At 59.2% G+C, this 24,997-nt stretch carries 24 protein-coding genes; 12 read left to right on the top strand and 12 right to left on the bottom strand.

The genetic code is table 11. The features are described 5' to 3' along the window. The first annotated feature begins 47 nt into the window (after window positions 1–47). Complete coding sequence (locus tag SSARUM2_RS22565; RefSeq protein WP_033649318.1) at window positions 48–1,316, top strand: cytosine deaminase; 1,269 nt, start codon at window positions 48–50, stop codon at window positions 1,314–1,316. A 347-nt stretch (window positions 1,317–1,663) separates the two neighbouring features. Continuing rightward, window positions 1,664–3,232 (top strand): phosphodiester glycosidase family protein, encoded by a 1,569-nt coding sequence (locus SSARUM2_RS22560; RefSeq protein ID WP_080437574.1) that lies wholly within the window; start codon window positions 1,664–1,666, stop codon window positions 3,230–3,232. A gap of 47 nt (window positions 3,233–3,279) precedes the next feature. Here the strand turns inward: SSARUM2_RS22560 and SSARUM2_RS22555 are convergent, their stop codons facing one another. From SSARUM2_RS22555 to SSARUM2_RS22535, 5 genes are all read right to left on the bottom strand, one after another. Then, the gene (locus tag SSARUM2_RS22555; RefSeq protein WP_125460815.1) at window positions 3,280–4,302 is read right to left on the bottom strand and encodes a YdcF family protein; all 1,023 of its coding nucleotides are present in this window, start codon (window positions 4,300–4,302) and stop codon (window positions 3,280–3,282) included. Window positions 4,303–4,641: 339 nt separating this feature from the next. After that, the gene (gene tsgA / locus SSARUM2_RS22550) at window positions 4,642–5,826 is read right to left on the bottom strand and encodes an MFS transporter TsgA (RefSeq protein ID WP_033636290.1); all 1,185 of its coding nucleotides are present in this window, start codon (window positions 5,824–5,826) and stop codon (window positions 4,642–4,644) included. Between the two features lie 190 nt (window positions 5,827–6,016). After that, complete coding sequence (locus SSARUM2_RS22545) at window positions 6,017–6,997, bottom strand: LacI family DNA-binding transcriptional regulator (protein WP_033654859.1); 981 nt, start codon at window positions 6,995–6,997, stop codon at window positions 6,017–6,019. A gap of 73 nt (window positions 6,998–7,070) precedes the next feature. Further along, the gene (locus SSARUM2_RS22540) at window positions 7,071–8,378 is read right to left on the bottom strand and encodes a 6-phospho-beta-glucosidase (RefSeq protein ID WP_060439497.1); all 1,308 of its coding nucleotides are present in this window, start codon (window positions 8,376–8,378) and stop codon (window positions 7,071–7,073) included. Then, entirely contained in the window at window positions 8,375–8,713 is a 339-nt protein-coding gene (locus SSARUM2_RS22535) for a PTS lactose/cellobiose transporter subunit IIA (RefSeq protein WP_047571717.1), read from the bottom strand. The genes SSARUM2_RS22540 and SSARUM2_RS22535 overlap by 4 nt, the downstream gene beginning before the upstream one ends. A gap of 353 nt (window positions 8,714–9,066) precedes the next feature. Here SSARUM2_RS22535 and ppiA point away from each other — a divergent pair, with 353 nt between their 5' ends. The 3 genes from ppiA (at window position 9,067) to btsR (ending at window position 12,203) form a co-directional block, all read left to right on the top strand. Next, window positions 9,067–9,636, top strand: a complete 570-nt coding sequence (ppiA, locus tag SSARUM2_RS22530; RefSeq protein ID WP_041036990.1) for a peptidylprolyl isomerase A — start codon at window positions 9,067–9,069, stop codon at window positions 9,634–9,636. 156 nt (window positions 9,637–9,792) lie between these two features. Next, entirely contained in the window at window positions 9,793–11,478 is a 1,686-nt protein-coding gene (locus SSARUM2_RS22525) for a sensor histidine kinase (RefSeq protein ID WP_041036988.1), read from the top strand. Continuing rightward, a complete protein-coding gene (gene btsR / locus SSARUM2_RS22520; protein WP_033654861.1) occupies window positions 11,478–12,203 on the top strand; it encodes a two-component system response regulator BtsR in 726 nt (241 codons plus the stop codon). Before SSARUM2_RS22525 ends, btsR begins: the two co-directional genes overlap by 1 nt. 116 nt (window positions 12,204–12,319) lie before the next feature. On the opposite strand, the gene SSARUM2_RS22515 is transcribed toward btsR, so the two are convergent. Both SSARUM2_RS22515 and SSARUM2_RS22510 read right to left on the bottom strand, forming a co-directional pair. Continuing rightward, complete coding sequence (locus SSARUM2_RS22515) at window positions 12,320–12,481, bottom strand: type II toxin-antitoxin system RelE/ParE family toxin (RefSeq protein WP_223915493.1); 162 nt, start codon at window positions 12,479–12,481, stop codon at window positions 12,320–12,322. Window positions 12,482–12,498: 17 nt separating this feature from the next. After that, window positions 12,499–12,768 (bottom strand): hypothetical protein, encoded by a 270-nt coding sequence (locus tag SSARUM2_RS22510; RefSeq protein ID WP_041036986.1) that lies wholly within the window; start codon window positions 12,766–12,768, stop codon window positions 12,499–12,501. Window positions 12,769–12,978: 210 nt separating this feature from the next. Between SSARUM2_RS22510 and SSARUM2_RS22505 the strand changes: the two genes are divergently transcribed. The 3 genes from SSARUM2_RS22505 to SSARUM2_RS22495 all read left to right on the top strand — a co-directional run bounded on the left by SSARUM2_RS22505 (window position 12,979) and on the right by SSARUM2_RS22495 (window position 16,502). After that, window positions 12,979–14,505 carry a helicase HerA-like domain-containing protein gene (locus SSARUM2_RS22505; RefSeq protein WP_060439496.1) on the top strand — a complete coding sequence of 509 codons (1,527 nt, stop codon included), beginning with the start codon at window positions 12,979–12,981 and terminating at the stop codon, window positions 14,503–14,505. Window positions 14,506–14,577: 72 nt separating this feature from the next. Beyond that, window positions 14,578–15,153: an aminodeoxychorismate synthase component II gene (locus tag SSARUM2_RS22500; RefSeq protein WP_033654864.1), complete on the top strand. Its 576-nt coding sequence runs from the start codon at window positions 14,578–14,580 to the stop codon at window positions 15,151–15,153. A 131-nt stretch (window positions 15,154–15,284) separates the two neighbouring features. Further along, window positions 15,285–16,502 carry an aspartate aminotransferase family protein gene (locus SSARUM2_RS22495; RefSeq protein ID WP_060439495.1) on the top strand — a complete coding sequence of 406 codons (1,218 nt, stop codon included), beginning with the start codon at window positions 15,285–15,287 and terminating at the stop codon, window positions 16,500–16,502. A 40-nt stretch (window positions 16,503–16,542) separates the two neighbouring features. Here the strand turns inward: SSARUM2_RS22495 and SSARUM2_RS22490 are convergent, their stop codons facing one another. After that, window positions 16,543–18,621, bottom strand: coding sequence for a YccS/YhfK family putative transporter (locus SSARUM2_RS22490; RefSeq protein ID WP_060453131.1), 2,079 nt, complete (start codon window positions 18,619–18,621; stop codon window positions 16,543–16,545). A gap of 51 nt (window positions 18,622–18,672) precedes the next feature. Further along, window positions 18,673–19,305, bottom strand: a complete 633-nt coding sequence (crp, locus tag SSARUM2_RS22485; protein ID WP_004090925.1) for a cAMP-activated global transcriptional regulator CRP — start codon at window positions 19,303–19,305, stop codon at window positions 18,673–18,675. Between the two features lie 382 nt (window positions 19,306–19,687). Between crp and SSARUM2_RS22480 the strand changes: the two genes are divergently transcribed. Beyond that, window positions 19,688–20,095, top strand: coding sequence for an OsmC family protein (locus SSARUM2_RS22480; RefSeq protein ID WP_004930372.1), 408 nt, complete (start codon window positions 19,688–19,690; stop codon window positions 20,093–20,095). Between the two features lie 38 nt (window positions 20,096–20,133). Here the strand turns inward: SSARUM2_RS22480 and SSARUM2_RS22475 are convergent, their stop codons facing one another. The 3 genes from SSARUM2_RS22475 to SSARUM2_RS22465 all read right to left on the bottom strand — a co-directional run bounded on the left by SSARUM2_RS22475 (window position 20,134) and on the right by SSARUM2_RS22465 (window position 22,365). Beyond that, window positions 20,134–21,003: a phosphoribulokinase gene (locus SSARUM2_RS22475; RefSeq protein WP_004930374.1), complete on the bottom strand. Its 870-nt coding sequence runs from the start codon at window positions 21,001–21,003 to the stop codon at window positions 20,134–20,136. Window positions 21,004–21,154: 151 nt separating this feature from the next. Continuing rightward, complete coding sequence (locus SSARUM2_RS22470; RefSeq protein ID WP_125460816.1) at window positions 21,155–21,388, bottom strand: YheU family protein; 234 nt, start codon at window positions 21,386–21,388, stop codon at window positions 21,155–21,157. Then, complete coding sequence (locus SSARUM2_RS22465) at window positions 21,385–22,365, bottom strand: hydrolase (protein WP_033649307.1); 981 nt, start codon at window positions 22,363–22,365, stop codon at window positions 21,385–21,387. Before SSARUM2_RS22465 ends, SSARUM2_RS22470 begins: the two co-directional genes overlap by 4 nt. A 118-nt stretch (window positions 22,366–22,483) precedes the next feature. On the opposite strand from SSARUM2_RS22465, the gene SSARUM2_RS22460 reads away from it, so the two are divergent. From SSARUM2_RS22460 to tauA, 3 genes are all read left to right on the top strand, one after another. Then, window positions 22,484–23,086 (top strand): LysE family translocator, encoded by a 603-nt coding sequence (locus tag SSARUM2_RS22460; protein ID WP_033649306.1) that lies wholly within the window; start codon window positions 22,484–22,486, stop codon window positions 23,084–23,086. Between the two features lie 10 nt (window positions 23,087–23,096). After that, the gene (locus SSARUM2_RS22455) at window positions 23,097–23,879 is read left to right on the top strand and encodes a PhzF family phenazine biosynthesis protein (RefSeq protein ID WP_060429246.1); all 783 of its coding nucleotides are present in this window, start codon (window positions 23,097–23,099) and stop codon (window positions 23,877–23,879) included. A gap of 114 nt (window positions 23,880–23,993) precedes the next feature. Beyond that, window positions 23,994–24,989, top strand: a complete 996-nt coding sequence (gene tauA, locus SSARUM2_RS22450; protein WP_033649304.1) for a taurine ABC transporter substrate-binding protein — start codon at window positions 23,994–23,996, stop codon at window positions 24,987–24,989. Window positions 24,990–24,997: the final 8 nt, after the last annotated feature.

The following is a 24,997-nucleotide window of genomic DNA, read 5'->3' as shown; positions in this document are numbered from 1 at the left end:
GAAGAAAACCAGCGCAACGGCAGAGGTGAAGGGTGGCGAAACGTCCATTGAAGTTTATCGATAACCTGCGTTTGAGCGGGCATGAAGGATTGTGGCAACTGGCGATTGAGCAGGGGCGCATCGCGCATCTGGTGCCGCAGCCGGAAGGGCAGGAGTGGCGCAGCGACGTGTTGGATGCGCAGGGCGGGCTGGCGCTGCCGGCGTTCGTCGAACCGCATATTCACCTGGATACCACGCAAACCGCCGGTCAGCCGGCCTGGAACCAGTCCGGCACGCTGTTCGAGGGCATTGAGCGCTGGGCCGAACGCAAAGCGTTGCTGACCCATGAAGACGTCAAACAGCGCGCCTGGCAAACGCTCAAGTGGCAGATCGCCAACGGCGTGCAGTATGTGCGCACCCACGTCGACGTTTCCGATCCCACGCTGACCGCGCTGCGCGCCATGCTGGAGGTGAAACAGGAGGTGGCGCCCTGGGTGACGCTGCAGATTGTCGCCTTCCCGCAGGAGGGGATCCTTTCCTACCCCAACGGCGAAGCGCTGCTTGAAGAGGCGCTGCGGCTGGGGGCCGACGTGGTGGGCGCCATTCCGCATTTCGAATTCACCCGCGAGTACGGCGTGGAATCGCTGCATAAGGCGTTTGCGCTGGCGCAAAAATACGATCGGCTGGTGGATGTGCACTGCGATGAGATCGACGACGAACAATCGCGCTTCGTCGAGACCGTGGCGGCGCTGGCGCTGAAGCTGGAGATGGGGGCGAAAGTCACCGCCAGCCACACCACGGCGATGCACTCTTACAACGGCGCTTACGCCTCGCGGCTGTTCCGCCTGCTGAAAATGTCCGGCATCAACTTCGTCGCCAATCCGCTGGTGAACATTCACCTGCAGGGCCGTTTCGACAGCTATCCGAAACGGCGCGGCGTAACGCGGGTGAAGGAGATGCTGGAGGCGCAGATCAACGTCTGCTTCGGCCACGACGACGTGTTCGATCCCTGGTATCCGCTCGGCACCGCCAACATGCTGCAGGTGCTGCATATGGGGCTGCACGTGTGCCAGCTGATGGGCTATGGCCAGATCGACGACGGGCTAAAGCTGATCACCAGCCACAGCGCGCGCACCCTTAACCTGAGCGACTACGGCCTGGCGGCCGGCAACAGCGCCAACCTGGTGATCCTGCCGGCGGAAAGCGGCTTCGACGCGGTGCGCCGCCAGACGCCGGTGCGCTACTCGATTCGCCAGGGGGCGGTGATCGCCGAAACGCGGCCGGCGGAAACCACGCTGCATCTGCAGCAGGATGAAACGGTGGATTTTCGGCGTTAGCCAGTTCTTTTGCCCGCGACAATAATGGTAAACATTGTATGTTGTGGGCCGTTCTCTCACGATAATTCCGGCAACGCGATGTACATTATTGATCGGTCGATTAAGAACTCTCTTTATAATTTGAATATCTAACAATCATTCATTGAAATAATTCTATACGCATTGTTCTTTATCACGAAATGCCACGCTTCGGCTATTTATAGTCTATATCCCTAACCTTGTTAGATAATAGATTGTTGATATTGATCTTAATCAATGACTTTTATTGTTTTACTTTGATTTGTGGATATTTATAAGGTTTTGATCTAGTTGTTTGTGATTGATTATTAACTTTATTGGTGTCTGATATGCAAGGTTTAATGATATCTTTCCGTCGAATAGCATTGTTTGGTTTTCTGGCTTATGGCGGGGCATGCTATGCGGCGTTGGCCGGTGAAGGTAGCGTTACGGATCCGACCAATGAATTTGATGATATAAATATTCAGGATCCCAATTGCGATGAACGTGCCACGGAGAAGTATTCGGCTAACAGAGATAGGTATGCCATGTTCACGATGTGCGAAAAGTATGTCGATGGGAAGATGGTTTTAATTCTATGGGTGAACAAGTATCAGGATTATAGTTCGGGCTTTTGGTATGACTGGGAAGAGCCTTATAAACTGAGCATGCTGGTCGGGATAAAACATGATGAAACAGGGAGAGAAAGTCAGCAGCTCTTTCAGTTATACGGATTTGGCAGAGATAAGCGCTTCGTCAAGGTGATACCAACACCAAGGTCTGGGAGATATGCGTTTACGCTCAACGCGACCGTACATGCTGATAAAATAGGCAGCGCTAATGATATCTATGTTCGTTTAAGTAAGGAAGTAAACATCGACCCTGATGGTGCTGAAACCTTAATGAAGCTAAATGATGAAATAGAGAAGCATAAAGATGAACCGTTTGCTTATATTTTTGATAAAGACCATCAAATTCCCATGCGCTCAAACGTTGATAGATATTATGCCAATAATCAAAATGGTGTGTTGTTGGTGATTCCTGATGTGAGAAAACGAGTGCCGTCATTGCTTCTGGATATGAAAAAAAGGACGTCGTTGCGTTGTGAGATGAATAACAATGCGGTAACGGATGACGGGAGGCGGCAATCATCTGAAATTTATTATCCGGTTGGCGCATGGGGGCGGTTAGCTTTCCCTGACATTGTGCTAAACGTTAATTATTTTGATATCAGGGCGCAAAGAAACGGTACTACCTGGCTGAGTAATGCCTGTGCAACGCCGCTTGGTATGTATTATGACAATATTAGCGGTGGTTCAACACAGCCTGAGCAAGAAACCAGTGATTATTTCCCTGGGCTGCGCCATTTTGTTGATGAGCATAATAAAGCCGCGCCGGTTGACACATTTTTTTGGGAAATGAATCAACCTGGAGTTCCGTTGCATATTGTAATAAATACCGATCGTTTCAGCACAGAGGCTACGAATTACGCTAATAAGCTAACGAATATGAGAGGCCAATTTGTGGCCTTTTCCGGTACCTCGTTGATTCCACGGCGTGATGATGGTCCGGAAGGGCAGCCGGATAATGGGCCAGCCCAAACGACCCGGATTGCCCTGGGTTACCATAACCAGCAGGATCGTCTTTATATTTTTCACGGCGGTGCTTACCGTGACGGCATTGACCGTGGGGATCTGACCGCGTTGTTCCGGGCATTGGAGGCCAAGGTAGCGATAGAACTGGACGGCGGCGGCTCCGCCGCCTTAGTGATTAAGGACGGCGCGGCGAAATGGGGGGGCGGCGAGTTACCCAAGAGCAGTTGTTCTAACTCTGGCGCCTGGTGTTCGCCGATAAAACAACCTGACGGCAATGCCCGCCCTGTACCTTCCTGGTTGGGAATTGAGCTGAGCCAGCCCTGAGCAGTGAATCGAATCCCGGATGGCGCCGCCCATCCGGGAGCACGCTATCAGTTTAGCGAGAATTCAGGTGCGGCAGAAATCATATACAATCCATAGGCGCGCAGCGCATCACGATAGATACCCAGTTTGCGTTTCCCTTCGAATTTCATTTCTTCTTCGGAGGCGTCAGGGGCTGCGACGGTAGTGATATCATAATGCTCCCCTTTGGCCAGAGCGAGGGATTGTAAAATGACATGGCATCTGCGCACATGGGTTGCGGAACTGACGATGACAACGTTATTTCGTTTTTCTTGTTTGATGATGTAACGCGAATAAATAAAATTTTCTACGGTATCTGTCGCGTAGTTTTCGGCAATTATCCGGTTTTCATCTATGCCTTGGTGAATCAGCCATTGCTTCATTTCGATGCCTTCGCTTTTATCATGTTTCGGCACGCCGCCTGTTACGACAATTTTAGCCTCAGGCAGCATTTTAGCCATGGCTAAGGTTTTTTCCAGCCGGTCGATCAAGATGCTATCCATGGTACCATCTTCTTTTAATGCATAACCCAAGGTGATAATTAGTGCTGGGTTGTTTTTGTTATAGCCGGCGGGAAGTTTTTCCGCTATTGGCATGGCTAATTGCTCGTTGATATTACCGATTATTGTCGCCACATCTTTTGCTCGTTGCTCACTGATTTTCTTTAGGGCTGACATTTCATTGGTAAATGGTTGCCCCAGATAGTGTTTGTACATCACCAGATAGGTCAGCGCATCAATATCACCACCGGTTTGGATATTTATTCTGGCATAGACGTCTAGTGCCTTATGAATATCTCCTTGCAGTATGTAGGTATTTCCCAGGCTAAATAGGACATCCAAGCGTTGTGGCGCACTCTGGTGAGCCGAGGATAATGCATTTTCCAGTTTTTCCAGGTTATAAATCTCATAGGCGTTTTTCGCACTTAAGAGGAATTGATGTGTTGTGTTACGCGCATTAATGGCCGACGCTGTTGTGAATGACGTATTTTTACCATAGACGGGGGCGTTGCTTATCAACATTAAGAATAAGGCATAAACTATCTTTTTCATTTATGATATTCCTTTATATATATTTGATGGTGATGCTTGAGCGCTGAGTGAGTGAAAATGATAAGTGAACAGCCGCCGGTAGGGCTGCGCTGTTTCTCATTAATCGGAGTTTTCAAATATAAGGAGTGTTGGCATTTTATACAATGCCCATTTAATTATGTTCCGTCACAGCGCGGATTGGAAATGAAACTCGGTTATGCCACCGGCCCAGGGCGCGTTGGCCCAGCTTATGGAAAAGAGGAGAGAATAAAAAATGCCGGCCAGGTAGAAGCGGCCGGCATTTATCTAAGGAGAGGGGCATTATCAGTCAACGACGATGAATTCAGCCCTGTGTGCGGATTAGTGCGTCACGTGGCCGTGGCTGCGGTGCTTGGTCACGAAGCCCAGCAGCAGGCACATCACGAACACCGCCAAATACAGGCCGTTGGCGGTGGTCAGCGCCGCGTGTGCGCCGCCTTTCGCCACGATCGGGCCGGTAACCACGAAGGTCAACATGGTGCCGATGGTGCCGCAGGTCAGGATAAAGTTGACCAGCTTCGGCGAGGAGACCTTGGTCTGCAGCGAGCCGAGGGTGATCAGCGTGGTGTAGATGGCGCTGGAAACGAAGCCCAGAGCCATGATGTAGTAGCCCAGGTGCTCCGGGTTGTCGGTGCTGACGAACAGGTACATCGCGCCGGTAGCCAGTGCGGCCAGCACGGTCACGATGCGCTGCAGATCGAAGAAGCGCAGGATGAAGCTGAACACCCACATGCCGACCATGTAAGAGGTCCAGAAGTCGCTCACCAGCTTACCGGCCTGGCCGATGTCCATGTTGAACGACTTGGTGGCGTACTCAGGCACCCACTGAATGAAGCCCAGCTGGCCGAGGATGTAGCACAGCGCGGCGATCGACAGGAACAGCACGCCGATGCCCCATTTTTCTTTCTCGACCGGCTGGCCGGCGTCGGCGCCTTTCTTGCCCAGCACCGGGAATTCGGAGCACAGGGTCAGCACGAAGATCCCCACGTACAGCAGGCCGATGCAGGCATAAACCCAGTACCAGCCGATATGGCGGGCCAGCAGCATCGCCGCGACGATCGGGAAGATCATCCCGGCCATGCTGAAGAAGGAGTCGGTGAACAACAGGCGCGAACCGCGCTGGCGGCCGGCATACATGTGGGTGATCAGGAAGGTGCCGATCGACATGGTGATACCGCTAACCACGCCGAGGATAAACATGCACAGCGAGAACATGGTCAGGCTCTTGCCGAGCATCAGCCCGGCGACCGCCAGCACCATCAGGACAAAGCCGAAGATCAGCTGACGCTTCAGCGGGATGATTTCCATCAGCCAGGCATTGAGGAAGATCGAAATCAAAATGCCGGCGTTGAGGAAAGTAAAGGTGTTGCTCATGCTGGAAACCGGCAGGTTAAAGTACTCTGCAATGTTTCCCATCACCATCCCTGTGACGATCACTAAAGCACCGGTCAGCGCGTACGAAAAGAAGCTGATCCAGGTAAGCCGTATGCGGTTACTGTCATTCATTGTATAGGCCTGAATATGTCTGTTAGAGGTTTTAACGCTGGCATAAGGCCGCTGGCTTTTCCCGGCAAACGCAGAAAAAGTCCCGATCAGGCCACCAGGGGGCGGATCCTAGCACAGACAACGGGATTTTTTGTGATGGCTGTCGATTTTTTGATGTAACCCATGAAGGGCCGGTGTGCATTATTGTGATCTATTTGCGTACCGTCACAACGGAATCACGGTTGACGATCGTCGGCTCAAACCGGTGCGCCGGGGTGGCGGGGTCGATCAACCTGCGCGCCGCGTATTGGGCCATCTCGCTGATGGGAAAATGTACGCTGCTCAACGCCGGGCGCACGAAAGGCGCGCGTTCGCCGCTGTCGTAGCAGATCAAGGAGATATCCTGCGGCACCCGCAGGCGGTGTTCGTTGATCGCCAGCAGCGCGCCGATCGCCATCTCTTCGTTGCAGCAGTAGATGGCGCTGGGCCGCGCGGCTTGCCGCAGCAGCCGATCGGCGCAGCGGTAACCGCTTTCCAGATCGTAGACGCCCTCCAGGCAGGCCACCGGATCGATATTCGCCGCCTGCATCGCCTCTTCAAATCCCTGCAGCCGCAGGCGGCTCGACGGGCGTTCACGCGGGCCGCTGATACAGGCGATGCGCCGGTGCCCGGCATCGAGCAGCTGCTGCGTCGCCATGCGGCTGGCGAGCGGGTGATCGAAGGTGACGCAGCGGTCTTCCAGCCCCGGCACCAGACGATCGAGCAACACGAAATCACGTTGCTCCGCCGCCAATTGGCGCAGCCGATCGTCGCTGAGAAAACGCACGTGCAGGATCACGCCGTCGCAGCGCAGGCTAAATAGCCGCTGCACCGCCTGCCATTCGTTTTCGGCGCTGTTGCGGCCCTGGGTCACCAGCAGCTGTTTGCCGTGGGATTCGGCCTCGGTCTGCACGAAGTCCATCAGCGCGCCGAAAAAGCCGCCGCGGTACGAGGTGGTGACCAGCCCAAGGGTATTGCTGTGGCTGGAGGCGAGCGCGCGGGCCGCCGGGTTGGGGGTGTAACCGAGCTGGGCAACGGCGCGTTCAACCTTCTCGCGGGTCGGCGCCTTGACGTTGCTGTCGCCATTCACCACGCGCGATACGGTGGCGCGCGAAACGCCCGCCAGCGCTGCGACATCTTCCAGTGTCACCATCGTCCCACTCCTGAATTACGGCTAAAAAAATGGGTTCGGCGCGCCGAACCCCTGTCTGGCTGCGTATAGCCGCTTACCTGAACTGCGGCAAATACGGCGCGTTTATCGTCAACACCTCTTCCAGCAGCGGCTGCGCCAGGTTGGCGTTGCCCACCAACGGGTTGGCGATCAACGCCAGCAACCCGCTGCGGCGATCGCCGTGCACCGCCGCCTCGATGGTCAGGCGTTCGTAGGCTTTCACCTGCTGCGTCAGGGCCTGCATCGGCTCCGGCAGCGGGCCGAAGGTCAGCGGGTGCGCGCCCTGAGCATCAACGATACAGTTGATTTCTATCACAGCATCGTCCGGCAGGCCATGGATAGCGCCGCGGTTTGCGGTGTTGACCACTAATTGCGTGCCGAGATTATTATGGATAGCACGAATCAGCTCCAGCGCAACTTCGGAATAGAAAGAACCGCCGCGGAAGCTGAGCTGCTCCGGTTTCGTGTTCAGCTGCGGATCGGCATACAGCTCGAACAGCTCTTTCTCCACCTGCATCACCTGCTCGGCGCGGGTGCCGCGCTCGCCGGCGGCGGCCATCTCTTCCGCCAGCATCTCGCGGGTCTGGTAAAAATAGCGGTGGTAGGGGCAGGGGATGGCGCCGAGCGCGCGCAGGAAGTCCGGCTGCCAGGGCTCTTCCTTGATGTTGTTCATGGTCAGCGCCGCGCCGTCGCACAGCATGTCGATCACCTTGGCGGTGACGTCGCGCCCCTGCTGCGTGGCCTGATGCACCCAGACCATGTGGTTCAGGCCGGCGAAGCGCAGCTGCACGTCGGCGTAAGGCGCCTGCAGCATGTTGGCGATCATGTGATGCATGCTGATCGGCACGTTGCACAGGCCGATGATCTTCGCTTTGGTAAAGCGGGACACCGCCTCGGTGACGATACCGGCCGGGTTGGTGAAATTGATGATCCAGGCGTCCGGCGCCAGCGTTTCCACCCGGCGAGCGATGTCCAGCATCACCGGGATGGTGCGCAGCGCCTTGGCGAAGCCGCCGACGCCGGTGGTCTCCTGGCCGAGCAGCTGGTATTTCAGGCCCAGCCGTTCGTCGGCGGCGCGCGCCGGCAGTTGCCCGACGCGGAACTGGGTCAGCACGAAGGCGGCGCCGCGAATGGCGTCGTCCAGCGCAAAGTGCACGCTGACCTTCACCTGCTCCAGCCCGTGGCGCGCCAGCATGCGGCGGGTCAGGGCGGCGATGGTTTCCACTTTTTGCCGGCCCGGTTCGACGTCCACCAGCGCCAGCTCGGTGACCGGCAGCTCCTCGATGCGCTGGATCAGCCCATCGACCAGCTCGGGAGTGTAGCTGCTGCCGCCGCCGATCACGGCGATTTTGAGTGCGCTCATGGGCGGCCCTCCGTCTGCGACTGACGGCGATAGAGCTCGATCATGTCGTCGGCCAGATCCTGGATCACCATGGCGTTCATCAGATGATCCTGCGCATGCACGGTGATCAGGTTGATCGCCAGTTTGCCGCAGCCTTCGTCCAGGCCGATCAGCTCGGTCTGGATCAGGTGTGCTTTCTTCACCCACTCTTTGGACTCGGCCATGTGCCTGGCCGCGGCGGCGAAGTCGCCGGCGCGCGCTTGCCGCAGCGCCGTCAACGCATTGCTGCGCGCGCTGCCGGAGAACACCAGCAGTTCCATGATGGTGCTTTCAAACTCGGGGCTGACTTCAGTCATCAGTTCACTCACGTCATTTCTCCAGGGGTTGCGCGGCGACGCCGCCGTGGGATGCTTCAGTATCCGCTCTTTTTATAATGAGAGCGCTCTCATTTATATAGAGTAACGGCAATGCGTGTGCAAACTGGGAGGCAGATCGCAAAAATCAACCCAGGGTGGCGCGGGGCAAAAAATGCGTGATGCGGTTGGCAAAAAAGCCTTCTGCGCCCATACTTTCCGCAGCAAAATTCAGGGCCGCCTAGGATATGTCCCGTAATTGGGTAAATATAGGTAAATGGCTGGTACTTGCCGATACAGCTCTTTAGAATCAAAGCGCTTTTCCGTTGTTTGTCTCTCAGAGAAAGGACCCGTTAATGTTCAAACGTACTTTAGTGACCTTCGTCGCGCTGTGTTCCCTGACCGCAGTGGCGCCAGCCGCACTCGCCGCCGGTGAGACCCACGTCATGCTGACGACCTCGGCGGGGAATATCGAGTTGGCGCTCGACAGCCAGAAGGCACCGGTTTCCACCCAGAACTTCGTCGATTACGTGAACAGCGGGTACTACAACAACACCATTTTCCATCGCGTGATCCCGGGCTTTATGATCCAGGGCGGCGGTTTCACCGCTGACATGCAGCAAAAATCCACCAAGGCGCCGATCAAGAACGAAGCCGACAACGGCTTGCGCAACCTGCGCGGCACCATCTCGATGGCGCGCACCGCCGACAAGGACAGCGCCACCAGCCAGTTCTTCCTGAACGTGGCGGATAACGCCTTCCTGGATCACGGCCAGCGTGACTTCGGCTACGCGGTGTTCGGCAAAGTGGTGAAAGGCATGGACGTGGTGGACAAAATTGCCCAGGTGCCAACCGGCAACGTCGGCCCTTACCAGAATGTGCCGACCAAACCGGTGGTGATTCTGTCGGCCAAGGTGCTGCCGTAAGTTTTTTGGCCGATCCCGTTGGGGTCGGCCGCTCCTTCCTCTCGAAGCCTTGCCTTCATCACTGTTTTCTCCCGCGCCTCATGCTCTAATCGGCAGACAATAATCAGACCGGAAATCCGGCGTTCGCCCTTTGTTGTCTCTGGATGAGTTGCTGCCATGTATGAATTTAACCAGGTGCTGTTGCTGTTGCAGCAGATGTGCGTCTATCTCGTTATCGCCTATCTGCTGAGCAAAACCCCGCTGTTCATCCCGCTGATGCAGGTGACCATCCGCCTGCCGCACAAGCTGCTGTGCTACGTGATCTTCTCGGTGTTCTGCATCATGGGCACCTATTTCGGGCTGCACATTCAGGATTCGATCGCCAACACCCGCGCGATAGGCGCGGTCCTGGGCGGGTTGCTGGGCGGGCCGTCGGTGGGCTTTCTGGTCGGGCTGACCGGCGGCCTGCACCGGTATACGCTCGGCGGCATGACCGACGTGGCCTGCGCGATTTCCACGGTGTCGGAAGGCCTGGTCGGCGGCATCGTACACAGCATCGCCATGCGCCGCGGGCGCATCGAGCTGCTGTTCAATCCGCTGTTCGTCGGTGGCGTGGCGCTGGTGGCGGAAGTGCTGCAGATGGCGATCATCCTGGCGGTGGCGCGCCCCTACGACGAAGCGTTGCAGCTGGTGGAGCACATCGCGCTGCCGATGATGATCGCCAATACCGTCGGTGCGGCGATGTTCATGCAAATCCTGCTGGATAGGCGCGCGATGTTCGAAAAATACACCAGCGCCTTCTCTTCCAAGGCGCTGAAGATCGCCGAGCGCACCGAGGGCATCCTGCGGCAGGGCTTCGATCAGGAGAACAGCATGAAGGTCGCCCGGGTGATCTATCAGGAGCTGGGCATCGGCGCGGTGGCGATCACCGATCGCGACAAGCTGCTGGCGTTTATCGGCATCGGCGACGACCACCACCTGCCGGGCACGCCGATCGCCTCGGTGCATTCGCATCGCGCCATCGACAACAACGAGGTGGTGTACGCCGACGGCAATCAGCTCTCTTACTGCTGCTCGATCAATCCGGCCTGCAAGCTGGGATCGACGCTGGTGATCCCGCTGCGCGGCGAAAATCAGCGGGTGATCGGCACCATCAAGCTGTATGAGCCGAAAAGCCAGCTGTTCAACACCATCAACCGTACGCTGGGCGAAGGCATCGCCAGCCTGCTGTCGGCGCAGATCATGGCCGGACAGTACGAGCGCCACAAGCAGCTGCTGGCGCAGTCGGAGATCAAGCTGCTGCATGCGCAGGTCAATCCGCATTTCCTGTTCAATGCCTTGAATACTCTGGTGGCGGTGATCCGCCGCGATGGCGAGCGCGCCTGCGATCTGGTGCAGTCTCTCTCGACCTTCTTTCGTAAAAACCTCAAACGTTCCGATGACGAAGTCAGCCTGGCGGACGAGATTGAACACGTGAACGCCTACCTGCAGATCGAGAAAGCGCGCTTCGCCGATCGGCTGGAGATCGCGGTATCGCTGCCGGAGGCGCTGTTGGCGGTGCGGCTGCCGGCGTTCTCGCTGCAGCCGATCGTCGAGAACGCCATCAAGCATGGCACCTCGCATCTGCTGGGCGTGGGCCGCATCGAAATCGGCGCCTGCTGCGAAGGGGAGCATCTGCTGCTGCAGGTGACGGACAACGCCGGGCTGTTCCAGCCGAAGCCGAACTGCAGCGGGCTGGGGATGAACCTGGTGGATAAACGCATTCGCGTGCGCTACGGCGAAGGCTATGGCGTGCAGGTGGATTGCCGACCGGACGCCTACACCCGCATTACGCTCAATGTCCCCATGGAGAGGGCCGCCTGATGTTAAACGCACTGATTGTTGACGATGAACCTTCCGCGCGCGACAACCTGCGCCACCTGCTGGAAGCTGAAGCGGGGATCGCGATTATCGGCGAGTGCGCCAACGCCATTGAAGCCATCAGCCAGATCCACCGGCTGCAGCCGGACGTGGTGTTTCTCGATATCCAGATGCCGCGCATCAGCGGGCTGGAAATGGTCGGCATGCTGGATCCCAACCGCATGCCGCACATCGTGTTTCTGACCGCCTACGACGAATACGCGGTGCAGGCATTCGAGGAGCACGCCTTCGACTACCTGCTGAAGCCGGCGGAGCCGAAGCGGCTGAGCAAGACGCTGCAACGTCTGCGGCAGCGCAGTGCGCCGCAGGACGTGACGGCGCTGGAAGAGAGCGCCGGTTACCTGAAATACATTCCCTGCACCGGCCACAGCCGCATCTATCTGCTGCGCTTCGACGAAGTGCTGGCGATCCGCTCCAAACTGAGCGGGGTCTTCGTGGTGCGCAGCGACGGCATGGAGTGTTTCACCGAGCTGACGCTGCGCACGCTGGAAAGCCGCACGCCGCTGGTGCGCTGCCATCGGCAGTATCTGGTCAATCTGGAGCAGGTGCGCGAGATCCGCTTCGAAGAGGGCGGCGCGGCGGAGATGATCATGTCGGCCGGCGATCCGGTGCCGGTCAGCCGGCGCTATTTGAAGACGCTGAAGGAGCAGTTGGGGCTGCGGGGGTGACTATGCCGGCGGCCACCGACGGCGAGTATGCACGATGGCCAATACGATGACGCGTTGAGCCGCCCATTCATAGACCAGCAAATAGGACGGGGAGATGACCAGCTCGCGCGTACCGGCTATCCGCCCCGTTTTCCCGCTGGCGGATGATGCACGAGGCGTGCCGCCGCGTCAGCGATTTTTGCATCATTTTCTGCGGCGGCGGCCGGATTTTTAAGTTCCAACCATTCATAAATCGCCAGACGATCGGCGATGGCGGGTTCCGTCCATGTCAGTTTCACAAAAGTCCTTTTGTGTTTTATTGCGTTGATTTGGCTCTGCGTTCGGCGAAATAAGCGGCCACCTCTTCATCGTCGGCGAATTTGCCTTCACGCAACGCCTTGCGGCTTACCTCGACCTTTTCCTTTAACCACTGGTTGTACTCTTCCTGTTGCGCCTGGCGGCTGACAAACTCGCGCATGAAATCACGCAGCAGTTGCGAAGCCGTGCGATCGGCGGCCTTTGCCGCGCTGGCGAAAGCGGTTTTTAACTCTTCATCCACGCGGATTACCACGGTAGATTCAGACATGGTATTTACCTCGTATATACAGCGTAATGCTCACTATAGCACTGGTGCTTTATTGTTCAAGCAAAGGCGCTTTGACGCTAAGCGCAATCTGAATTCATCAGGCCCCGACGGCACCCATTTTGTTTGTCCTTGACGGGGTTACGCGGCGCTTATAGCTTTATTGCATCCACAGGCGCGTTTCGCGCCGCGTCAGCGTCAAAGGAACAGAAAATGAGTGAACCACGGATTATCGCCAAAGCGATGAAAGACGGAAAACCGGAGCAGGATCTGGTGATTTTGCCGGCGTTGGCCAACCGCCACGGGCTGATCACCGGGGCAACCGGCACCGGCAAGACGGTGACGCTGCAGAAAATGGCCGAACAGTTCTCGCGCATCGGCGTGCCGGTGTTCCTGGCGGACGTGAAGGGCGATCTGTCCGGCATCGGCGCCGAGGGCGTGCCTTCCGAGAAACTGCAGGCGCGCCTGGCGGCGATCGGCGTCAGCGACTGGCAGCCGCAGGCCTGCACCATTATCCCGTGGGATATTTACGGTGAAAAGGGGCACCCGATCCGCGCCACGATTTCCGATCTCGGGCCGCTGCTGCTGGGGCGCCTGTTGGATCTGAACGAGGTGCAAAGCGGCGTGCTGCAGCTGGTGTTCAAGATCGCCGATGACAACGCGCTGCTGTTGCTGGACATGAAGGATCTGCGCACCATGCTGCAGTTCGTCGGCGACAACGCCAAACAATTCCAGACCCAGTACGGCAATATCTCTGCCGCGTCGATCGGCGCCATTCAGCGCGGGTTGCTGACGCTGGAAGAGCAGGGCGCTGACCAGTTCTTCGGCGAGCCGATGCTTGACATCAACGATCTGATGAAAACCGACGCCAACGGCCACGGCGTGATCAACCTGCTGGCGGCGGATAAGCTTATCAATCAGCCGAAGCTGTATTCGGTGTTCCTGCTGTGGCTGCTGGCCGAGCTGTTCGAGCACCTGCCGGAAGTGGGCGACCCTGAACAGCCGAAGCTGGTGTTCTTCTTCGATGAGTCGCACCTGCTGTTCAACGACGCGCCGGCGGCGCTGCTGACCAAGATCGAACAGGTGGTGCGCCTGATCCGCTCCAAAGGCGTCGGCATTTACTTTGTCACCCAGAATCCGCTGGACATCCCGGACAGCGTGCTGGGCCAGCTGGGTAACCGCGTGCAGCATGCGCTGCGCGCCTTCACGCCGCGCGATCAGAAGGCGGTGAAGACGGCGGCGCAAACCCTGCGCGCCAATCCGGCCTTCGATGCCGAAACGGCGATCACCGAGCTGGGCGTGGGTGAAGCGCTGGTGTCATTCCTCGACGAGAAGGGCCGGCCGAACGTGGTGGAGCGGGCGATGGTGATCGCGCCGGAATCCAAAATGGGCATGCTCGGCGCGGAAGGGCTGAACAGTGCGATCAACAAGTCGCCGCTGTATGGCCGCTATGAGGATATGATTGACCGCGAGTCCGCCTACGAGAAGCTGTCGTCGGGCGGTTTTGCCACCGTCGGCACCCCGCAGCAGGGGCAGCAACCGCAGGCGCAACAGCAACAACAGCAGGCGGGCGGCGGCCTGATGGACGGCCTGAACGAGCTGCTGTTCGGTTCCACCGGCCCGCGCGGCGGCAAGCGCGACGGCATCGTCCAGACCGCTGCCAAGAGCATGGCGCGCGATCTCGGCCGCCAGATCCTGCGCGGCGTGCTGGGCTCGATCACCGGCGGCCGTAAAAAGTAGGCGGAAATTATCGTCGGCAGCGGCGGGTTAAATCAGTACACTGTGGCGGCATTTTTCTCTGCTGGACCTAACATGCTGCTGCTGATCGATAACTACGACTCCTTTACCTATAACCTTTACCAGTACTTCTGCGAATTGGGCGCCGAGGTGCTGGTGAAGCGCAACGATGAGCTGCAGCTGGCCGATATCGAGCGGCTGGCGCCGCAGCATCTGGTAATTTCCCCTGGCCCCTGTACCCCGAACGAAGCGGGTATCTCGCTGGCCGCCATTCGTCATTTCGCCGGCAAGCTGCCGATCCTCGGCGTGTGCCTGGGGCACCAGGCGCTGGGGCAGGCGTTCGGCGCCGAGGTGGTGCGCGCCCGCGCGGTGATGCACGGCAAAACCTCGGCGATTCGTCATCTAGGCGTCGGCGTGTTTCGCGGCCTGAGCGATCCGCTGACCGTGACCCGCTACCACTCGCTGGTGCTGAAGGCCGATACGCTGCCGGACTGTTTTGAAGTGACCGCCTGGAGCGAACGCGACGGCGTGCGCGACGAGATCATGGGCATCCGCCACCGCACTTTGGCGCTGGAAGGCGTGCAGTTCCATCCGGAAAGCGTGCTCAGCGAGCAGGGCCATCAGCTGCTGGATAATTTCCTTCAGCGTTAATCCCGATGCGTTTTTTTTGCCCGCCAGGCGTTTTGCGTTTGCGCTTGATTGGTTTTTTATGCATATTTCGTGATTATGTTTTCAATCTGACATTACGATAGCGCTGAAAAACCTTCAGGGTGGAGCCGAAAATGACTGAAAAATCCGCAGTGAGCCGCAGCACCTTTGACCAAGTGATCCTGCCTGTTTATGCACCTGCCCAGTTTGTGCCGGTGCGCGGCCAAGGCAGCCGGGTCTGGGATCAACAGGGAAAAGAGTACATCGATTTTTCCGGCGGCATCGCGGTGACGGCGCTGGGGCATTGCCATCCGGCGCTGGTCGAGGCGCTCAAACGCCAGGGCGAAACCCTGTGGCATACCAGCAACGTCTTCACCAATGAACCGGCGCTGCGCCTGGCGAGCAAGCTGATCGACGCCACCTTCGCCGATCGGGTGTTCTTCGCCAACTCCGGCGCAGAGGCCAACGAGGCGGCGTTCAAACTGGCGCGTCATTACGCCATCACCCGCCACAACCCTTACAAAACCAAAATCATCGCCTTCTATAACGCGTTCCACGGCCGCACGCTGTTCACCGTGTCGGTGGGCGGGCAGGCCAAATATTCCGACGGGTTCGGGCCGAAGCCGGCCGACATCGTGCACGTGCCGTTCAACGATTTGGCGGCGGTGAAGGCGGTGATGGACGACCACACCTGCGCGGTGGTGATGGAGCCGATTCAGGGCGAGGGCGGCATTACGCCGGTCGACGCCGGCTTCCTCAAAGGCGTGCGCGAGCTGTGCGACCAACATCAGGCGCTGCTGGTGTTCGACGAAGTGCAAAGCGGCATGGGGCGCAGCGGCAAACTGTTCGCCTATATGCATTATGGCGTGACGCCGGACATTCTCACCACCGCCAAGGCGCTGGGCGGCGGTTTCCCGGTCAGCGCCATGCTGACTACCGAAGACATTGCGTCGGTGATGCAGGTGGGCACCCACGGCACCACCTACGGCGGCAACCCGCTGGCCTGCGCGGTGGCGGAGGCGGCGCTGGACGTGATCAATACGCCGGAGGTGCTGAGCGGCATCGAGCAGCGTCATGCGCTGTATGTGCAGGCTTTGCAGCATATCGGCGATAAATACGGTATTTTCACCGCGATTCGCGGCATGGGGTTGCTGATTGGCGCCGAGTTGACGCCGCATTATCACGGCAGAGCGCGCGACTTCCTCACCGCCGCCGCCGCGCGCGGGTTGATGATCATCAACGCCGGGCCGAACGTGATCCGCTTCGCGCCGTCGCTGGTGGTGGAGCTGCAGGATATCGAGGCCGGCATGGCGCTGTTCGAGCTGGCGGTGCAGGATGTGATCAACGCCTGACGCCCGCGCGGCATATAACGGGGCGCGGCATGCCGCGCCCTTATTGATCGCGCAGTTTGCGCTTGAGCCAAATGCCGTGGTGCGGGCGCTGGCGCCAGGCCAGCGAAGAAATGGTGTGCATCACGCTCAGGTGCGACAGAATGCGCCGCAGATGGCGCTCCATCTCGGTAACGGGCATCTCCGGATGCAGATCCGGCGGCTGCATGATGCCGCTGTTGCCGCTGCTCGGGCCGTCGTATTCCAACCGCTGTTGGCAGCTTTGCAGCGCGATTTCACAGGCCTGCAGATACGCTTCCGCCAGTTTTGGCGTCAGCATGTAGTGTTCGCGCGCCAGAATGGTCATGGCGTTCAGGTGCTCGACGATGAACTGGCTATGCGTGACCCACAGCCGCATGTCTGCCAGATAGTCCGACGCGAACCCCGGCTCCTGCATCGCCTGATTGAGCGAGGTGAATAGCGCATTGTGCGCCTGGTTGACCTGCATGCGGGTATAGGCCAACGCGGTGGCGTCCGGTTCCGGCTGTTCCAGCATCAACCGCAGCGCGGTTTGATCGTGCTCCAGCGCCTGATGGGCATTCTTGCGCAGCAGCCCGCTTTGCCACTGCGGCCACAGCCAAATGGTGCCGCCGAACGCCAACACGCAGCCGATCAGCGTATCGATCAGGCGCGGCACCAGAAAATGCGAGCCGTTCAGCGCCAGCAGCTGCAGGGTGTAAACCGCCGTGACCGTAAAGCCAATCACCGACAGCCCGTAGTTCTTGCGCGAAACCAGGTAGGCCAGCAGCGTGATCACCAACATGATGCTCAGCGTTTCGCCTTCCGGCAGCTGCAGCTGCAGCAGCCCGGCCGCCAGCAAAAGCCCGGCAATCGTGCCCAGCGCACGGTGCTGAATACGCACCCGGGTGGCGTTATACCCGTTTTGGCTCACCAGCATGATGGTGAGCAGGATCCAGTAAGGCTTCGGCAGATTGAACACCGCACCCAGGCTGCTGCCGACTGCCAGCGTCACGCCCAGCCGCGCGGCGTTGCGCAGGGCGGTGGACTTGAACGACTGATAGCTGGCCAGCGCCGGCCAAAACGGCAGGCGGTGCTGGCCGGGCATCAGGTCGCGGCGGTATAGCGGATGCTGGGTGCGCAGCAGGCGGGCGATGCGGCTGAAGTGGTAATAACAAAACTGGCCGACCGGGTTATCGGGATGCTGCGCCGCCATTTTTTCCAGCGCCGCCAGCTCGTGGGCCATGGAGAAGCGCTTCGAATGTTGATGATAGAGAATATCGTGCGCCACTACGCGCAGCCGGCCGGCGATCACCTGAGCGTTGCGGCGAATGATCGCTTCGGCCTGGCTCTGCTCCACCAGTTTTTGCACCTCCTCCGGCAGATGCAGGCTGACGGTGATGTGCTCCTGCAGGTCCATCGCCACCTGAAAGGCGCGCTGCAGGCGCTTTTGCTCGAGGTTGTTGGCGTGCGGCAGGAAATTAAGCTGTTGGTACAACAGGCTGATCAGATCCATCACCTTTTGCTGGCGCACCAGCAGCGGCGGCAGCGCAGTTTGCGGATCGGTGTGCTGGGTCAGCAGCGAGTATTTGGCTTCGAAATAGTCCGCCAGTTCCAGATAGAGCTGGCTCAGCGTCTCGCGCATCGGCTGCTCTTTCCACAGCTTGAACCACAACCAGGTGAATAAGCCGTACCAGACGGTGCCGATGGCGTACAGCAGCGGCGCCTGCCAGAGAGGCACCGTGCCGGCCGTGCTGAGGGCGAAGATGGCGGCCACCAGCGCCGCCGGCAACAGCCGGGCGTGCAGCGGGCTGATTTCACCGGTGACGCCGAGCAGCAGCGCCAGGCCCAGCATCAGCGCCGGCAGCGGCACGTGCCACAGCAGTGCCTGTTGCAGCAGCACGCTGCTGAAGGCGAACAGCGAGCCGCCAACCACCAGCCGTTTAAAGAAGCGCTTATGCGGCGTGTCCAGACCGGCGATATTGCAGCAGGCGGGCACCAGAGAGAACATCAGGCCGAGCTGCAGCTGGCCTATCAGCAGGCCGAACAGCACCGGCAGGCACAACACCAGCGTTTGTCGCAGTGCGTAGTTGATTTCCGGGTGGTAGATCAGGCGGCGCCACATGGCAGAGAGCAGATAAAAAAAACGGCGCAGATTGCGCCGTTTCTTCAGGGATTAACGGGTGCCGTAGACGACAATGGTTTTGCCGTGGGCGGAAATCAGGTTTTGATCTTCCAGCATTTTCAGAATACGGCCAACGGTTTCGCGCGAGCAGCCGACGATCTGGCCGATCTCCTGGCGGGTGATCTTGATCTGCATGCCGTCCGGGTGAGTCATGGCGTCGGGTTGCTTCGCCAGATTCAGCAGGGTTTGCGCGATGCGGCCGGTCACGTCCAGGAAGGCGAGGTTGCCCACTTTTTCGGAGGTGACCTGCAGGCGGCTCGCCATTTGGGCGGACAGACGCATCAGGATGTCCGGGTTCACCTGGATCAGCTGGCGGAATTTCTTGTAGGAAATTTCGGCCACTTCACAGGCGGTTTTCGCGCGAACCCAGGCGCTGCGCTCCTGGCCTTCTTCGAACAATCCGAGCTCGCCGATGAAATCCCCCTGGTTGAGGTAGGACAGGATCATCTCTTTACCTTCTTCATCCTTGATCAGTACCGCGACGGAGCCTTTCACGATGTAGTAAAGCGTTTCGGCCTTTTCACCTTGGTGAATCAGCGTACTCTTCGATGGATATTTGTGGATATGGCAATGAGACAGGAACCATTCGAGAGTAGGGTCTGTTTGCGGTTTGCCGAGAACCATTCGCTGTTATCCTCTGTTGTTATCGCTGCCTTGTGTCACAGGGGTCAGAGTTCCCTGTAAAACCCGCCTGTAGCCGCAGTCATGAGCGAGGGCTACCGGCAAGTTTTGAGGCGTGTCATAAAAATACGCTGTCGCTCTAGCATATTAACTTGCCGTAAGCGCTGCAAGCTACATTCTGTTAACATACCGGTAAAGGAGCCTTTCTCTGGGCGTTTCCCTGAAATTCAGTGTCCCGGAAAGATTTATTGCGGCTCTGTTTGTAGCACAGAGTAAGGCGGGTGTCTCGTGTTGTCTCGCTTCAGCATGATTAGCATCAGGTTACGTTGCCTGTTTCTATGCGAAAGCGTACTCTGATTTTAAGAAATCAACCGGAGTGACCAGAATGCAGGCAAGAGTTAAATGGGTGGAAGGGTTAACGTTTTTGGGTGAATCGGCCTCCGGCCACCAGGTGCTGATGGACGGCAACGCCGGCGATAAAGCACCCAGCCCGATGGAGATGGTGCTGATGTCGGTGGGCGGCTGCAGCGCGATCGACGTGGTGTCCATCCTGCAAAAAGGGCGCAACGACGTGCGCGACTGCGAGGTGAAGCTGACCTCCGAGCGCCGCGAAGAAGCTCCGCGGTTGTTCACCCATATCAACCTGCATTTCATCGTTACCGGCCAGGACCTGACCGACAAGATCGTCGAGCGTGCGGTGAACCTGTCGGCGGAGAAATATTGCTCGGTGGCGCTGATGCTCAACAAGGCCGCCACGGTGACCCACAGCTTCGAGATCCGCCAACCGGCGTAATCGAGGCGGAGCGCGGCCCGGCGCCGCGCTCAACGCGTTTATTCGATCTTCTTGCCTTCCAGCAACCGCTGCACCAGCGGCGCCATGATCAGTTCCATCGCCAGCCCCATCTTGCCGCCCGGCACCACTAACGTATTGATGTGCGAGATAAACGAGCCCTGCAGCATCGCCAGCAAATAGGGGAAGTCAATTTGATCCAGCCCGCGGAAGTGGATCACCACGAAGCTTTCGTCCAGTGAGGGAATCGCCTTGGCGGCGAACGGGTTGGAGGTGTCCACCGTCGGCACGCGCTGGAAGTTGATGTGGGTGCGCGAGAACTGCGGCGTGATGTAGTTGATGTAGTCTTCCATCGAACGCACCACCGAATCCATTACCGCTTCGCGGGAGTGGCCGCGCTCGCCGGTATCGCGGATCAGTTTCTGGATCCACTCCAGGTTGACGATCGGCACCACGCCGACCAGCAGGTCGACGTGCTTGGCCACGTCATGGTGCTCGGTGACCACGCCGCCGTGCAGCCCCTCATAAAACAGCACGTCGGTCGGCGCCGGCAGCGGTTCCCACGGGGTGAAGGTGCCCGGCACCTGATTGTAGGGCACCGCTTCGTCGTAGGTGTGCAGATACTTGCGCGAGCGGCCGGTGCCGTTCTTGCCGTAGTCGATGAAGCTCTGCTGCAGCAGGCCGAAGTCGTTGGCCTCGGGGCCGAAATAGCTGATGTGTCTGCCCAGATCGCGCGCCTTGCGGATCGCCGCGTCCATTTCCGGCCGGGTGTAGCGGTGGAAGCTGTCGCCCTCCAGCTCGGCGGCGCGGATGTTGAGCTGTTGGAATATTTTGCGGAACGCCACGCTGGTGGTGGTGGTGCCGGCGCCGCTGGAACCGGTCACCGCGATAACGGGATGTTTGGCAGACATGGTGGTTGTCACTCCGTGTTGAATGCGCCGGCGTCAGGGGATTATTGTGGCTCTTGTTGACGCTCTCTATCTCGGGAAAAAATGGCGCGCGCTGGTTTGCAATGCCCCATTGTTACCTGATTTTTTCCGTCAGTCATAGAACCGATCGCCACTAAATTTCTTCCTGCCCGGCGCGGAACTGGCCGTGCGGCATGATGTTGACGCTCTCGTGCAGTTCCGACCACACCAGCACCACTTCGCCGTTTTTTAGCTGGCGGCGCACGTCCTCCACCTTCTGTTCCAGCGAGCGTTCGTGCTCGCCGTAATCGGTGCCTTCGCGCAGTACAAAAGATTCGATCAGGCTGTTGAGGGTGTCGGTTGCCAGTTCTTGCCAGGGAATGATCACGTCGGGATGTCCAGATAAGGGGAAAGCCAGGCCGGAATGCGATGCTCCAGCCACATGTATGGTTTTTTCAGCGTGCCGCCGACGAAGCCGACGTGGCCGCCGAACTCGGTCAGCTGATATTCGATATTGCGCGGCAGGCCGGCGACGTCGGGGATCACCTCAGGGGTCATGAAGGGATCGTCCTTCGCATGGATGATCAGCAGCGGCGTTTGGACAGCCGGCAACAGCGGCAGGGCGCTGCAGCGGCGATAATAGTCGGTGGCGTCACTGAAGCCGTGAATGCGCGAGGTGATGGCGTCGTCGAATTCGCGGATGCGCCGCAGACCGTTCAGTTGGGACAGCTTGAGCGGCAGGGTGTCCGGGTAGTGCAACAGCTTGCGGGTGGCGTTTTGTTTCAGCTGCCCCAGCAGGTAGCGCTGATAAACGCGGGAAAAGCCTTGCTCCATGCGGTAGGCGCAGGGCTCCAGCATCAGCGGCGCCGAGACCACCACGGCCGCCTGCAGCAGGCTGTCGGCGCCTTGCTGCGCCAGGTAGCAGGCCAGCATGTTGCCGCCGAGCGAAACGCCGACCGCCGCGGTCGGCACCTCGCCGTAGCGGTCGCGCAGCCAGCGCAGGAAGAAGCGCGCGTCTTCGGTTTCACCGGAGTGGTAGATGCGCTGCTTGCGATTGGGCACGCCGCTGCAGCCGCGAAAGTGCATCACCACGCCGAGCCAGCCGCGCTCGCGCCAGGCGTTGAGCAGGCCATGCGCGTAGGGGCTGTAGAAGCTGCCCTCCAGGCCGTGGAACAGCACCGCGCGCGGTTTGTCGCGCGCCTGCGCCGGATCCTCGCTCCAGGCGAGATCGACGAAATCGCCGTCGGGCAATTCCAGCCGCTGCCAATGCGGTTTCAATAATACGCGGCGGCGCACCAGCCGCGGCAACAGCGTTTGCAGGTGCGGGTTACTGGCCCCGGTCAGAGGGCGAAAGGTGTTAGGCATAGGCTGAGTAAAATGTTGTGGGCGGCTATTGTGAGATCCCTAGCGCACTGTTAGCTTCAATACCAAGAATTAACAATGATACTGCAAAAAAGCGCCTTGGGTGAGGAGCACCCGTGCCATGGAACCGAGTTTATTCCTTTCGATGCTGGGCTTCCTGTGGGTCGCCGCCATCACGCCCGGCCCCAATAACCTGCTGCTGACCACTTCCGGCGCCAACTTCGGCTTTATGCGTTCGCTGTGGCTGATGATCGGCATCATGCTCGGCATGCAAAGCATTTTGCTGCTGGTGGCCTTCGGCGTCGGCAGCCTGATCCTGGTTTATCCGTCGCTGCACCTGATCCTGAAAATCCTCGGCAGCCTGTACCTGCTGTGGCTGGCGTGGAAAGTCGCCACCGCCGCCTATGAAAAACTGGAAACCGACGTGGCGCCGCCGCAGCCGGTGCGGCTGTATCAGGGCTGGCTGCTGCAGTTCCTCAACCCGAAAGCCTGGCTGATGGCGCTGGGGGCGGTGGCCAGCTTCAGCCTGGCGGGCGATAAGTACAACGGGTCCATTGCGGCGATCGCGTTGGGCATTTTGGTGGTCAACATCGTCGCCGGCATTATCTGGCTGGCGTTCGGCACCCTGATCGGCCGCCTGCTGCGCAGCAAAAAGGCCTGGGTTATCTTCAACGTTTCCATGGGGTTGTTGACCGCAGCCTGTGTGTTACTGATCTGGCATTAAGGAGCGAACGATGGCGGAAAATTATTATCACGTGGTTGCCTTTACCGGCGAAGGGCTGCGCGGCAACCCGGCCGGGGTTTGCCTGCTGACACAGCCGCTGCCGGCGGCGCGGCTGCAGGCGATCGCCAACGAGATCGGCCTGCCGGAAACCAGCTTTGTCTGGGATGACGGCGACATGACCGCCATCCGCTGGTTTACCCCGCAGCGCGAGGTCGATCTCTGCGGCCACGGCACCCTGGCGGCGGCGCATGTGATGTTCAGCGTGGTTAACCCGGCGCTGCAGGATATTCGCTTCCGCTCGGCCGGCGGCGAACTGTTCGTCAAGCGCGATGCGCAGGACGGGGAACGGCTGGTGCTCGACTTCCCCGCTCGGCCGCCGCAGAAGGTGGCTGAACCGGCGGGCCTCGCGGCGCTGCTGGGCGTGCAGCCGCAGGAGGTGTGGCAGGCGAAAGCGCTGATGGTGGTGCTGGAAAACGAGGCGCAGGTGCGTGCGCTGCGGCCGGACATCCCGGCGCTGATCGCGCTGGCCGGGTGTGCGGTGATCGTCACTGCGCCGGGTGACACCGTGGACTTCGTGTCGCGCTATTTCACGCTCGACGGCGGTGAAGATCCGGTTACCGGCTCCGCGCACTGCACGCTGATGCCTTACTGGACGGCGCGTCTCGGCCGCCATCGGCTGCAGGCACAGCAGGTCTCGGCGCGCGGCGGCGAACTGTTCTGCGAACTGCAAGGGGATCGCACGCTGCTCGGCGGCTATGCTCACGTGTTCCTGCACGGGACGATCGCGCTGTAATCCGCGTTTATATTACACAGGGTAATAAAGAAGACTTTTTTATTCTTTTATCGCCCGTCACCGCTCAGATAAAACTGTCAGCAACTGAACAGATTTTTATCAACGGAGCGGAACATGGCGGGCAAACTCTTTTCCTTACGCAACGCGGCGCTGTTGGCGCTGGCGCTCAGCGCAGCCAGCGCCTACGCGGTGGACGTGACCGTGGCGTACCAGACGTCGGCGGAGCCGGCCAAGGTGGCGCAGGCGGAAAACAGCTTCGCCAAACGGTCCGGCGCGACCGTCGACTGGCGTAAGTTCGACAGCGGCTCCAGCGTGCTGCGTGCGCTGGCCTCCGGCGACGTGCAGATCGGCAATATCGGCTCCAGCCCGCTGGCGGTGGCCGCCAGCCAGAAACTCCCCATCGAAGTGTTCCTCATCGCCTCGCAGCTCGGCAGCTCCGAAGCGCTGGTGGTGAAAAATGACATCAAAAGCCCGCAGGATCTGATCGGCAAGCGCATTGCGGTGCCGTTTATCTCCACCACCCATTACAGCCTGCTGGCCTCGCTCAAGCATTGGGGCATCAAGCCTGAGCAGGTGAAGATCCTCAATCTGCAGCCGCCGGCCATCGCCGCCGCCTGGCAGCGCGGCGACATCGACGGCGCTTACGTCTGGGCGCCGGTGGTCAACGAACTGGCCAAACAGGGCAAGGTGTTGACCGACTCCGCGCAGGTGGGCGAATGGGGCTCGCCGACGCTGGACGTGTGGGTGGTGCGCAAAGACTTTGCCGAGAAACATCCCGACGTGGTGACCGCCTTTGCCGCCAGCGCCCTACAGGCGCAAAAGGCCTACCTGGCGGCGCCGGAGCAGTGGCTGAAAGATCCGAGCCATCTCAGCACGCTGGCGCGCCTGAGCGGGGTGCCGGAAGCGCAGGTGCCGGAGCTGGTGAAGGGAAACCGTTATCTGCCGGTGGCGGATCAGGTTGCCCAGCTCGGCCAGCCGGTGGACAAGGCGATCCGCGATACCGCCGAATTCCTCAAGCAGCAGGGCAAGATCCCGCAGGTCGACAGCGACTACAGCGCTTACGTGACCGACCGTTTTGTGAAACAGGTGCAGGCTGCGCCGCAGTCGTAAGGAAGCAG

Origin of the sequence: Serratia sp. K-E0102, assembly GCF_029962625.1 — a bacterium.
Lineage (GTDB): Bacteria > Pseudomonadota > Gammaproteobacteria > Enterobacterales > Enterobacteriaceae > Serratia > Serratia sarumanii.
Note: the sequence above shows the minus strand (reverse complement) of the source record. Positions and strands in the feature narration are given on the sequence as shown.

Coding starts and splice junctions, on each gene's coding strand:
- SSARUM2_RS22560 (WP_080437574.1), top strand. CDS start 1,664: ATGCAAGGTTTAATGATATCTTTCCGTCGAATAGCATTGTTTGGTTTT.
- SSARUM2_RS22555 (WP_125460815.1), bottom strand. CDS start 4,302: ATGAAAAAGATAGTTTATGCCTTATTCTTAATGTTGATAAGCAACGCC.
- tsgA (WP_033636290.1), bottom strand. CDS start 5,826: ATGAATGACAGTAACCGCATACGGCTTACCTGGATCAGCTTCTTTTCG.
- SSARUM2_RS22545 (WP_033654859.1), bottom strand. CDS start 6,997: ATGGTGACACTGGAAGATGTCGCAGCGCTGGCGGGCGTTTCGCGCGCC.
- SSARUM2_RS22540 (WP_060439497.1), bottom strand. CDS start 8,378: ATGAGCGCACTCAAAATCGCCGTGATCGGCGGCGGCAGCAGCTACACT.
- SSARUM2_RS22535 (WP_047571717.1), bottom strand. CDS start 8,713: ATGACTGAAGTCAGCCCCGAGTTTGAAAGCACCATCATGGAACTGCTG.
- ppiA (WP_041036990.1), top strand. CDS start 9,067: ATGTTCAAACGTACTTTAGTGACCTTCGTCGCGCTGTGTTCCCTGACC.
- SSARUM2_RS22525 (WP_041036988.1), top strand. CDS start 9,793: ATGTATGAATTTAACCAGGTGCTGTTGCTGTTGCAGCAGATGTGCGTC.
- btsR (WP_033654861.1), top strand. CDS start 11,478: ATGTTAAACGCACTGATTGTTGACGATGAACCTTCCGCGCGCGACAAC.
- SSARUM2_RS22510 (WP_041036986.1), bottom strand. CDS start 12,768: ATGTCTGAATCTACCGTGGTAATCCGCGTGGATGAAGAGTTAAAAACC.
- SSARUM2_RS22505 (WP_060439496.1), top strand. CDS start 12,979: ATGAGTGAACCACGGATTATCGCCAAAGCGATGAAAGACGGAAAACCG.
- SSARUM2_RS22500 (WP_033654864.1), top strand. CDS start 14,578: ATGCTGCTGCTGATCGATAACTACGACTCCTTTACCTATAACCTTTAC.
- SSARUM2_RS22495 (WP_060439495.1), top strand. CDS start 15,285: ATGACTGAAAAATCCGCAGTGAGCCGCAGCACCTTTGACCAAGTGATC.
- SSARUM2_RS22490 (WP_060453131.1), bottom strand. CDS start 18,621: ATGTGGCGCCGCCTGATCTACCACCCGGAAATCAACTACGCACTGCGA.
- crp (WP_004090925.1), bottom strand. CDS start 19,305: ATGGTTCTCGGCAAACCGCAAACAGACCCTACTCTCGAATGGTTCCTG.
- SSARUM2_RS22480 (WP_004930372.1), top strand. CDS start 19,688: ATGCAGGCAAGAGTTAAATGGGTGGAAGGGTTAACGTTTTTGGGTGAA.
- SSARUM2_RS22475 (WP_004930374.1), bottom strand. CDS start 21,003: ATGTCTGCCAAACATCCCGTTATCGCGGTGACCGGTTCCAGCGGCGCC.
- SSARUM2_RS22465 (WP_033649307.1), bottom strand. CDS start 22,365: ATGCCTAACACCTTTCGCCCTCTGACCGGGGCCAGTAACCCGCACCTG.
- SSARUM2_RS22460 (WP_033649306.1), top strand. CDS start 22,484: ATGGAACCGAGTTTATTCCTTTCGATGCTGGGCTTCCTGTGGGTCGCC.
- SSARUM2_RS22455 (WP_060429246.1), top strand. CDS start 23,097: ATGGCGGAAAATTATTATCACGTGGTTGCCTTTACCGGCGAAGGGCTG.
- tauA (WP_033649304.1), top strand. CDS start 23,994: ATGGCGGGCAAACTCTTTTCCTTACGCAACGCGGCGCTGTTGGCGCTG.